Below are 11,248 nucleotides of genomic sequence, written 5' to 3' on the forward strand. Positions count from 1 at the left end.
CCCGGGTGTGACAACCTGGAGGGGCCGCCTGTCTCCGCAGCTGAGGAACCACGCCATGACGGACACCGTTTCCCGTACAGCGAACCCGACCGACGAGTCCGACCTGCTCCGCAGCCTGGCCGACGCGCTGGGCGCCGTCGAGCGGGGGGACTTCTCAGTGCGGCTGCCGCGCGGGGAGGGCCTGGCCGGGGAGGTCGTCGACCGGTTCAACGCCGTCGTCGAGCAGGCCGACCGGCAGACCCGCGACCTCGCGCTCATCGCGCGCGCGGTCGGCCAGGAGGGCTCCTGGAACCACCGGCTCGTCATCGAGCACCTGGACGGCGGCTGGTCCGAGGGCGCCGCGAGCGTGAACCGCCTGGTCGAGGACCTGGTGCGGCCCACGACCGAGCTCGGGCGCGTCCTCGAGGCGGTCGCCGCCGGCGACCTGTCCCAGGAGGCGGCCCTGGAGATCGAGGGCACGCAGCTGCGCGGCGAGTTCCGGCGCCTCGGCGAGACCGTCAACCGCATGGTCGGCCTCCTACGCGCCTTCGCGGGCGAGGTGACGCGCGTCGCCCGCGAGGTCGGCACCGAGGGCCGCCTCGGCGGCCAGGCCGACGTCCAGGGCGTCTCGGGCACCTGGCGGTCGCTCACCGACGCGGTGAACACCATGGCCTCGAACCTGACCGAGCAGGTCCGCTCCATCTCGACGGTGACGCAGGCCATCGCCTCGGGCGACCTGAACCAGAAGATCACCGTCAAGGCCTCCGGCGAGGTCGCCGAGCTCGCCGACACCATCAACTCGCTCACCGAGACCCTCCAGGTCTTCGCGGGCGAGGTGACGCGCGTCGCCCGCGAGGTCGGCACCGAGGGCCGCCTCGGCGGCCAGGCGGACGTGCCGGGCGTCTCGGGCACCTGGAAGGACCTCACCGAGTCGGTGAACGACATGGCCTCCAGCCTCACCGACCAGGTCCGCGACATCGCGAAGGTCACCGGGGCCGTGGCCCGCGGCGACCTGAACCAGAAGATCGCCGTGCCCGCGCAGGGCGAGATCCTCGAACTCAAGACCACCGTCAACACCATGGTCGACCAGCTGTCGAACTTCGCCGACGAGGTCACCCGCGTCGCCCGCGAGGTCGGCACCGAGGGCCGCCTCGGCGGCCAGGCGCAGGTGTTCGGCGTCTCCGGCACCTGGCGCGACCTGACGCAGAACGTGAACCAGCTCGCCGCGAACCTCACCGAGCAGGTCCGCAACATCGCGAAGGTGACCACCGCGGTCGCCAAGGGCGACCTGAACCAGAAGATCACCGTCGACGCCCAAGGCGAGGTCGCCGAGGTCAAGAGCACCGTGAACACCATGGTCGACCAGCTCTCGCGCTTCGCCGACGAGGTCACCCGCGTCGCCCGCGAGGTCGGCTCCCAGGGCCGCCTCGGCGGCCAGGCGGACGTGCCCGGCGTCTCCGGCACCTGGAAGGACCTCACCGAGAACGTCAACCTGATGGCCGCCAACCTGACCGCGCAGGTGCGGAACATCTCCTCGGTCGCCAGCGCCGTCGCGAACGGCGACCTCAACCGCCAGATCACCGTGGACGCGCAGGGCGAGATGCTCGAACTGAAGTCCACGATGAACTCGATGGTGGCGCAGCTGTCCCAGTTCGCCGACGAGGTCACGCGCGTCGCCCGCGAGGTCGGCACCGACGGCAAGCTCGGCGGGCAGGCGAACGTCCAGGGCGTCTCCGGCATCTGGGAGGCGCTCACCGACAACGTGAACTCGATGGCGTCCAACCTGACCAGCCAGGTCCGGAACATCTCCTCGGTCGCCAGCGCCGTCGCCGCCGGCGACCTGAACCGGCAGATCACCGTGGACGCGCAGGGCGAGATGCTCGAACTCAAGTCGACCATGAACGCCATGGTCGACCGGCTCTCGTCCTTCGCCGACGAGGTCACCCGTGTCGCGCGCGAGGTCGGCACCGAGGGGCAGCTGGGCGGCCAGGCGCACGTGCCGGGCGTCTCCGGCACCTGGAAGGACCTCACCGACAACGTGAACTCGATGGCCTCGAACCTGACCAGCCAGGTGCGCGACATCGCGAAGGTGACCACCGCGGTCGCGAAGGGCGACCTGAACCAGAAGATCACCGTCGACGCGCAGGGGGAGATCCTCGAGCTGAAGACGACCGTGAACACCATGGTCGACCAGCTCTCCAGTTTCGCCACGGAGGTCACGCGCGTCGCCCGGGAAGTCGGCGTCGAGGGCAACCTCGGCGGCCAGGCCGAGGTCGCCGGCGTCTCCGGCACCTGGCTCGCCCTGACCCGCAACGTGAACTCGCTCGCGGCGACGCTGACGCTCCAGCTGCGCGCCATCGCGAACGTCGCGCACGCCGTGGCCCGCGGCGACCTCACCCAGTCGGTCGACTTCGAGGCCGCCGGCGAGATCGCCGACCTGACCGAGTCGATCAACCAGATGATCACCGCCCTGCGCGACAAGACCCGCCAGAACACCGACGCGGACTGGCTCAACTCGAACCTCGCCCGCATCTCCTCGCTCCTCCAGGGCCGCCGCGGCGTCGAGGAGGTCACCCGCATGGTCCTCGACGAGGTCACCCCGCTCATCGACGCGCAGACCTCGACGTTCTACGTCCGCCACGAGGACGTCGCCGGGCACGTCACCTACCGGCTCAACGCCGTCTACGGGCACCCGAACCCCGGCGAGAAGAAGCTCATCGAGGACAACGAGGGCATGGTCGGCCAGGCCGCCGCGTCGAAGCGCACCATCCACCTGCACGACATCCCCGAGGGCTACCTGGAGATCTCGTCCGGGCTCGGCCAAGCCACCCCGACCGACCTGATCATCCTGCCGGTCCAGTTCGGCGACAAGGTCCGCGGCGTCATCGAGTTCGCCTCGTTCAACACCTACTCCGGGCTCCACAAGCGGTTCCTGGACGCGCTCGCCCCGAACGTCGGCGTCACCCTCGCCACCATCGAGGGCAACGCCCGCACCGAGGTCCTGCTGCGCGAGTCCCAGCGGATGGCGCAGGAGCTGCGCGCCCAGTCGAACCGGCTCCAGGAGACCAACGTCGAGCTCGAGGAGAAGGCCCAGCTCCTCTCCGCGCAGAACAAGGCGATCGAGCTCAAGAACGAGGAGGTCGAGACCGCCCGCAAGGACATCGAGGAGAAGGCCGAGCAGCTCGCCCAGGCCTCGAAGTACAAGTCGGAGTTCCTCGCGAACGTCTCGCACGAGCTGCGCACGCCCCTGAACTCGCTGCTGCTCCTGGCGCGGCTCCTGTCGGAGAACACCGACGGGAACCTCTCCGAGCGCCAGATCGAGTTCGCGCGCACCATCTACAACGCCGGCACCGACCTGCTCACCCTCATCGACGACATCCTCGACCTGTCGAAGATCGAGGCCGGGCGCATGGTCGTCTCAGTCCACCCGGTCGACCTCGCGGAGGTCCTCGGCGACATCGAGGCCGCGTTCCGGCCCCAGGCCGAGGACAAGGGCCTGGAGTTCAACGTGGACGTCGGCACCGGCGTGCCGCAGCTCATGCAGACCGACGGGCAGAAGTTCCAGCAGGTCCTGCGGAACCTCCTGTCGAACGCGGTCAAGTTCACGCGGGTCGGCTCGGTCACGCTCGCGGTGCGCCGTGTCCCCGCCGACCTGCGCTTCGACGCCCCGCACCTGAACGCGGCCGCCGAGCGGATCGCGCTGAGCGTCATCGACACCGGCATCGGGGTCGCCGAGGCGAAGAAGTCGATCATCTTCGAGCCGTTCCAGCAGGCCGACGGCACGACCCGCCGCAACTTCGGCGGCACCGGTCTGGGCCTGTCGATCTCGAAGTCCCTGTCGAACGCGCTCGGCGGCGACGTGTTCATCGAGCACACCGGCGACCACGGCTCGAAGTTCACGTTCGTGGTGCCCGTCGAGATCGACGCCGACGGCGACCTGCCGATGGTCCCCGCCGAGCTCCCGATCCCGATCGAGGAGCCCGGCATCCTCACCGGCGCGCCCGAGACGCCGTCCTCGTCGGCGGCCGCGCAGCACCTGGAGGGGACGACGGTCCTCATCGTCGACGACGACATCCGCAACGTCTTCGCGCTCACCGCGGCCCTGGAGCTGCACGGCATCGACGTCCACTACGCCGAGAACGGCGCCGACGGCATCGACGCCCTCCAGCGGCACCCCGGGATCGACATCGTCCTGATGGACTCGATGATGCCGGGCATGGACGGCAACGAGACCACGCGCGTCATCCGGCGCATGCCGCAGTTCGAGGACCTGCCGATCGTGTTCCTCACCGCGCAGGCGCTGGCCGAGCAGCGGGAGCAGTCGGTGGAGGCCGGCGCGAGCGCGTACCTGACCAAGCCCGTGGACCTGGACCTGCTGCTGGACACCATGTCGCACTGGATCGGCGGCAACGGGAGCGGCGGCGCACACGGCGCGGCACCCGCGGGCGGGCGCCCCGGGTCCGGACGGGACAATGGCGAACCGACTTCTGGAGGCACCGCATGAGCACCGCCCGCGTCCTGCTCGTGGACGACCGTTCCGAGAACCTGCTCGCCCTCGAGGCGATCCTCCAGGGCCTGCCGGTGAACACGATCGCGGTGACCTCCGGGGAGGAGGCGCTCAAGCGGCTCCTCTCGGAGGACTACGCGGCGATCCTGCTCGACGCGCAGATGCCGGGCATGGACGGGTTCGAGACCGCGCGGCACATCAAGCAGCGCGAGAAGACCCGGCACACGCCGATCATCTTCCTGACGGCCGCCGACCGCGACGCGCACCTGGCGATGCGCGGCTACTCGGTGGGGGCCGTGGACTACATCACGAAGCCGTTCGATCCGTGGATGCTCCGCACGAAGGTGAAGGTCTTCATCGACCTGTGGGCCCAGGGCCAGGCCCTGCGCCAGACCTCCGAGCGCACCAAGGACCTCCGCGAACGCGAGGGCCTCCTCACCAAGCGCCTCGACCAGGCCCGCGAAGCCCTCGCCGCCTGGCACGAGGGCCGCGACGCCGACCCCGAGATCCAGCGCATCCTCGCCCTCCTGGAGGCCGGAACGGCCTGACCGCGCCGCCGCCCCGCCGCGAAGCGGGGCGTCCCGGCTCCAGGGCAGTGACCGGCTCCAGGGCACGCCGAGGGCCGGGGGCGCGAGCACCCCCGATACTCAAGCCTCCCTCGGAGGTCCGACACGGTCCTCACCGGCCGTGTTCGAACCGCAACTGCGACAACGATTCGTGTTCGTGATGCGGTCGGGCCTCCTGCCGCGGCGGAAAACCGGCTAGGGTTGTGCCGTGGTGCACCAGAAGCTCGACATCTCGGTATACCGCGAGTCGAACGAGACGATCGTGGCGTTGACCGGCGAAATCGACCTGCACACCGCCCCCCGTCTCACCGGCGCCGTCGACGCCGCGCTCGCGGAGGACCCCGTCCGGGTCGTCCTCGACATGCGCGGCGTGACCTTCTGCGACTCGCGCGGGCTCGGCACCCTCGTCATCCTCGCGCGCGCCGCCGCCCGCTCGCGCGCCGTCCTCGTCCTCGCGAACCTCGGCGACTTCCTCAAACGGCTCCTCGCCGTCTCCGGCATCGGCGACCACTTCGTCATCCGCGAAGACCCCGACGAGCCCGGACCGGAAGCCGCCCCCGACCAGGAGGCCGCCCGATGACCCCCGCGCTCTCCCAAGCGGCCGTCACCCTCCTCACCGTCCTCGGCGTCGCCGCGGGCCTCGCCATCACCGGCATCGCCCTCGCCTGGTACGGCCTCGCCCGCAAGCACCGCCCCCTCATCGTCACCGGCGCGCTCGCCCTCTTCGCGGGCGGCCTCATCGTCCTCGGCTGGGCCATCGTCGACGGCTCCGGCGCCCGCGCCGCCGCCGTCGGCCTCATCGCGGCCCTCCTGCCCGCCCCGATCCTCGTCGGCACGTTCCTGTGGCTCGGCCGCTACCGCCGCCGCCCCTGGCTCGTCCTCGCGTTCTGCTTCGGCTGGGGCGCCTGCGTCGCCACCGCGATCTCCCTCGGCGTCAACACCGGCGTCGCGTACCTCCTGTACCGCAACGACCTCGACCAGAACCTCGCCGCCGTCATCTCCGCGCCCGTGATCGAGGAGATCACCAAGCTCCTCGGCCCCCTCCTGGTCTACTGGACCGCCCGCCGCCACCTCACCGGCACGCTCGACGCCATCGTCTACTGCGGACTCGCCGGCGCCGGCTTCGCGGTCGCCGAGAACGTCCTCTACGCCTCCGGCGCCTACGTCTACGGCGCCTCCCTCGACGCCGCCGCCGGCATCGCCCAGGTCACCCTCCTCGTCGTCGTGCGCGGCCTCGCCACCATGTTCGCCCACCCGCTCATGACCGGCCTCTCCGCGATCGGCCTCGGCCGCGCCGCCCGCCTCCCCGGGCGCAAGGGCCGCCAGACCGCCTGGATCATCGGCATGCTCCTGTGCGGCATGGGACTGCACGCCCTCTGGAACGGCTCCAGCGTCCTCGGCGTCGCCCTCGACATGCCCGCGCTCTGGTTCGCCCTCTACCCGGCGTTCCTCGCGCCCCTGTTCTTCACCATGGTCGGCGCCGCCCTGTGGCTGCGCGCCGCCGACGCCCGCCGCACCCAGACCGCCCTCGCGCCCCTCGTCGCGGCCGCCCAGATCTCCCCGCCCGAGCTCGCGTCCCTCGCCACCTTCTCCCGCCGCGCCTCCGCCCGCGCCTGGGCCCTCCGCTGGGCCGGGAAGCCCGGCGAGGCCGCCATGCGCGACTTCCAGCGCGCCGCCTCCGACGTCGCCGAGCAGTACGACCTCGCGAGCATCGGCGCCCCCTGGAGCGAGCAGACCGTGCACGAAGGCGTGCACCGCATGAACGCCGCCCGCGCCGCGTACGCCGGCCGCGACCCCCGCACCCCGCCCGCGCTGTGGGACGGGCACCGCTACCACGTCGCGTTCCCCGACGGCCAGATGCGGCCGATCGACCCGCCCGCGCAGCCGGTCATGCCGCTGCCGCTCGCCCCGCTGCCGCCCCCGCCTGCGTACCCTGTCACCTATGCATGAGGGACCCATCGGGCCCACCTCCTGGACCGGCCCCGCCGCGCCTCCGCCGCGCACCGGGCGCCCCCGCTGGAGGGAGCCCCACCCCGTCCGGATCGGCCCCGTGGCCGCCGGCGCCGCCCTGTGCGGACTGTGGGTGCTGTTGTGGCTCTTGGCCTACGCGAAAGGCTCCGGCGGCGAGCCCCTGACGGGGGCGGGCTTCGCCTGGGTGACTTTGGCCGCGAGTACGATCGGGACTGTCGCCGCAGCTGCGCTGGCGCGCTACGGTGACCGCGGGGCGGCGGTCGGCGTAGCGGCGGTCGCAGGGACGGCCGCTGGGGTCACGGGGCTCTCATGCGAGCTGTATCTTTTGCTGACCGGCGATTGGATCCTGTGGTTACATCGACCGCGGGCCGCCACATCCTTCAGTAGGTCGTTCGGACAGCCGCCACTCCGGCGCTGGTTCCATTGAGTGAGAAGACGGGGACGGATCGTGTCGTATTTCGCTGTGGCTGTGGGCCGCGAGGGCGACGATTGGGAGGCCGCAGAGGTCGACCTCGACGCTGTTGCCGACGTCGAGGACGCGGCCGAGGTCATGCGTGAGGCTTTCCCTGACGCGGACCTGACGCTGCTCTTCGTCGACGCCGACGACGAGTACCTGACGGTGATGCGCCTCGACAACGGCGACGACCTGCGCACCTTCGGCTCCGACGCCGAATACGCGTCGCAGTCGCGCCTGGGCGAGGCCCTGCTGGGCGACCTCGAGCCCGAGGACACCGAGGAGATCGACTCCGAGGACGAGGAGTCCATCGCGGCCCGCCCGACCGAGCTCGACGCCGAGCCCGTCGGCGAGGCGGACCTCCTGGGCGACCTGGGCGTGCCCGGCTCGACCCTGCTGGCCCTCTGCGCCAAGGAGGGCATGATGCCCTCCGACGTCGTCTCCGAGGTCGCGAAGTCCCTCGGCTTCGCCGAGGCCCTGGAAGACGCCACCGGCGCCTAGCCCCCTATGCAGCCCCGCCGCGAGGTCCACGAGCACTGGATGCGGCGCGCCCTCGACGCGGCGCGCGGCACCGGCCTCCCGGCGGGCCGGGGGGAGCCGCCACGGCCCGGCAGCCCGGCACGCCAGGCCGAACGAACCCCGGCCCCTCCCCGGCCCGACCTCCCCGTCGGCGCCGTCGTGGTGAGCCCCGACGGGCGCGAGCTCGCGGTGGCGGCGAACGCCCGCGAAGCCCTGGGGGACCCCACCGCGCACGCCGAGATCCTCGCCCTCCGCGCGGCCGCCGCCGTCCACGGCGACGGCTGGCGGCTCGAGGGCTGCATGCTCGTGGTCACCCTGGAGCCGTGCACGATGTGCGCGGGCGCCGCGGTCCTCGCCCGGGTGGGTGAAATCGTCTTCGGCGCTTGGGAACCGAAGACGGGCGCGGTCGGCTCGCTGTGGGACGTCGTCCGCGATCCGCGCCTCAACCACAACCCCGACGTCTACGGCGGCGTCCTCGAAGCCGAGTCCGCGGCACTCCTCCGGGAGCACTTCGGGCGCTAGCCATCAATTCGGCATCCGGGGAACCCCTGACTGCAACGATGCCCGACCGGTCCGACAATCCAGGGCGAGACGGTCGCGCAGCGGGGAACCCCGCGGCCCGACTCGGGCGTTTCCCGACCCTGCCCTTCAAAACGGACAAGCGAAGGACCCCCGATGCCAAGGGTGGCACGGGGGTCCGACGGGGTCCGGTTCGCCGTTCGGGCGGCTCGGCTACTCGGCCGCGGCGGTGCTCGCCTTCTCGGCCTTCTTCTCCTGGGTGCGGGCGAGGAGCTGGGCGATGTCGATGACCTCGACGTCCTCGCGGCCGGCGTCGGCGACGCCGTCGCGGAGCATCGTGGAGCAGAACGGGCAGCCGACCGCCACCGTGTTCGCGCCGGTCGCGACCGCCTCATCGGCGCGTTCGCGGTTGACGCGCTTGCCGATCGGCTCCTCCATCCACATGCGGGCGCCGCCGGCGCCGCAGCAGAACGACTTCTCGCTGTTGCGCGGCATCTCCGTGACCTCCGCGAACGAGCCCAGCAGCTCGCGCGGCGGCGTGAAGATCCGGTTGTGGCGGCCCAGGTAGCACGGGTCGTGGTACGTCAGTTTGCCCTCGTGCTCCTCGACCGGCGTGATCTTCCCGGCGTTCACCAGGTCGTTCAGCAGCTCGGTGTGGTGCACGACCTCGTAGTTCCCGCCGAGGTCCTCGTACTCGTTCCCGATGGTGTTCAGGCAGTGCGGGCAGGTCGCGACGATCTTGACCGCGCCGACCTCGTTGAGCGTCTCCACGTTCTGCTCGGCGAGCATCTGGTACATGAACTCGTGGCCGATGCGCCGCGCCGAGTCGCCCGTGCACGTCTCGGCCTCGCCGAGGACCGCGAACTTGACGCCCGCGTCGTGGAGCAGCGTCGCCACCGCGCGGGACGTCTTCTGCGCCTTGGGGTCGTACGCGCCGGCGCACCCGACCCAGTACAGGTACTCCCAGTCCCCGCCGGCCTCGGCGATCGGCACCTCGAAGTCGAGCGGCTCGGCCCACTTGAGGCGCTGCGCGGGGTTCTCGCCCCACGGGTTGCCCTTGTTCTCGAGGTTGCGGAGCATCGTCTGGGCCTCGGCCGGGAAGTCCGACTCGATCATCACCATGTTGCGGCGCAGGTCGAGGATGTGGTCGACGTGCTCGATGTCGACCGGGCACTGCTCGACGCACGCCCCGCACGTCGTGCACGACCACAGCACGTCGGGGTCGATGACCGACCCGACGATCGAGATCGGCTCGATCTCCACGCCGTCCTTCGAGAGTGCAGCGCCGCCGCGCTCCTTCGCGATCGCCGCGGCCTTCAGGTACGGCGCCTGCTCGTACAGGTGGTCGCGCAGGTCGGTGATGAACTTCTTCGGCGACAGCGGCTTCCCGGTGTTCCAGGCGGGACACTGCGACTGGCAGCGGCCGCACTCGGTGCACGTGGAGAAGTCCAGCAGGCCCTTCCACGAGAAGTCGGTGATGACGTTGACGCCGAACGGGTCGGTCTCGGGGTCCGCGGTCTCGAAGTCGGCCGGCTCGCCCTTGACGAGCATCGGCTTGGCCGCGCCCAGCGACACCGCGCCGTCGGCGTGCCGCTTGAAGTAGAGGTTGAAGAACGCCGTGACCCGGTGCCAGCCGATGCCCATCGACGGGATCAGGGCCAGCATCAGGAAGAACGTCCACGACACGAGGATGTCGAGCCCCGCTACGAGGGTGATCGCGGTCAGCAGCGACTCCTCCGACGCCCCGCTCCACACGCCCGCGATGAGCGAGGAGACCGGCGAGGTCCACTCGTGCTCGATGTCGCCCAGCGCCACCTTGAACGTGCGGATCGCCATGTGCGACAGGACGATCGTGGAGATCGTGGCCTCGATGTAGAACGCCATCCACTGCCGCGAGTTCTCGAACCGCGACGACGAGCGCCGCTGCCCGGCGTCCGAGGGCGTCCCCTGCGGCGGCACCCGGTGGGCGCGCGGCTGCCGGAACATCCGGATGACGAAGAGCGTGAGGATCGCCAGGCCCGTGAGCACGGTGAGCAGCTCCGAGACCAGCAGCCACGGGCCCCAGTGGCCCACGATCGGCAGGCTCCACTCCGGGTTGATCACCTCGAAGTACGACTGCGCGAGCGCCGGGAACAGCAGGAAGAACCCGAAGAACACGGCCCAGTGCGCCGCGCCCACCCAATGCCACTTGAGCATCCTGGTGTGCCCCAGGGACTCCCGCAGCATCGTCCTCACCCGCGTGCCGCGGTCGCCCTTCCTGGTCAGGTCCGGCGACCCGAGCCTGACGAGCGCGAGCATCCCCAGCCCGGCGCGGACGAACAGCCCGATGGCGAGCGCGGTGTACGCGAACGCGATCACGGCCGTGACGATCTGGACGACTCCCATGGCGACCTCTCGACGGTGCTTTCACACGTGCTGTCAGACGACAGTGCGGTGCTGCCGATCACGATACATGTTACTGGTCGGTAGCCACCTTGTCGAACGGCACGGTCGAATGGCAGGGGCGAATGGCAGGGGCGAATGGCAGGGCCGAATGGCACCGCCGAACGGCACGGCTGAACAGTGCGGGTCGAACGGCACGGTTGAACAGCACGGTTGAACAGCACGGTCAAGCGGCGCGGCCGAAGGGCGAGGCCGGACCGCGGGTCGGACCGCGGGGCCGGAACGCCTGCCGCAGATGCAACCGCTTGCGCCGGGCTCGCGTGTATGACAGGCCGCCAAGTCGGCTCCGCC

The 11,248-nt window shown here is 71.0% G+C and carries 7 protein-coding genes; 6 read left to right on the forward strand and 1 reads right to left on the reverse strand.

What is annotated here, in order from left to right; all coding sequences use genetic code 11:
- Positions 1 to 55: 55 nt before the first annotated feature.
- From EIW28_RS22840 to EIW28_RS22865, 6 genes are all read left to right on the forward strand, one after another.
- Positions 56 to 4,483: a HAMP domain-containing protein gene (locus tag EIW28_RS22840; RefSeq protein WP_125250028.1), complete on the forward strand. Its 4,428-nt coding sequence runs from the start codon at positions 56 to 58 to the stop codon at positions 4,481 to 4,483.
- Positions 4,480 to 5,034: a response regulator gene (locus tag EIW28_RS22845; protein WP_125250029.1), complete on the forward strand. Its 555-nt coding sequence runs from the start codon at positions 4,480 to 4,482 to the stop codon at positions 5,032 to 5,034. The genes EIW28_RS22840 and EIW28_RS22845 overlap by 4 nt, the downstream gene beginning before the upstream one ends.
- Positions 5,035 to 5,260: 226 nt before the next feature.
- Positions 5,261 to 5,632 (forward strand): STAS domain-containing protein, encoded by a 372-nt coding sequence (locus tag EIW28_RS22850; RefSeq protein ID WP_125250030.1) that lies wholly within the window; start codon positions 5,261 to 5,263, stop codon positions 5,630 to 5,632.
- Positions 5,629 to 7,002, forward strand: coding sequence for a PrsW family intramembrane metalloprotease (locus EIW28_RS22855; RefSeq protein ID WP_125250031.1), 1,374 nt, complete (start codon positions 5,629 to 5,631; stop codon positions 7,000 to 7,002). Before EIW28_RS22850 ends, EIW28_RS22855 begins: the two co-directional genes overlap by 4 nt.
- Positions 7,003 to 7,471: 469 nt before the next feature.
- Positions 7,472 to 7,978: a tRNA adenosine deaminase-associated protein gene (locus EIW28_RS22860; protein ID WP_125250032.1), complete on the forward strand. Its 507-nt coding sequence runs from the start codon at positions 7,472 to 7,474 to the stop codon at positions 7,976 to 7,978.
- Between the two features lie 6 nt (positions 7,979 to 7,984).
- Positions 7,985 to 8,518: a nucleoside deaminase gene (locus tag EIW28_RS22865; protein ID WP_187350652.1), complete on the forward strand. Its 534-nt coding sequence runs from the start codon at positions 7,985 to 7,987 to the stop codon at positions 8,516 to 8,518.
- Between the two features lie 210 nt (positions 8,519 to 8,728).
- Here EIW28_RS22865 and EIW28_RS22870 read toward each other — a convergent pair whose 3' ends face one another.
- Positions 8,729 to 10,900: a (Fe-S)-binding protein gene (locus EIW28_RS22870; protein WP_125250033.1), complete on the reverse strand. Its 2,172-nt coding sequence runs from the start codon at positions 10,898 to 10,900 to the stop codon at positions 8,729 to 8,731.
- Between the last annotated feature and the right edge of the window lie 348 nt (positions 10,901 to 11,248).

Source organism: Glycomyces terrestris (genome assembly GCF_003933745.1).
GTDB lineage: Bacteria > Actinomycetota > Actinomycetes > Mycobacteriales > Micromonosporaceae > Glycomyces > Glycomyces terrestris.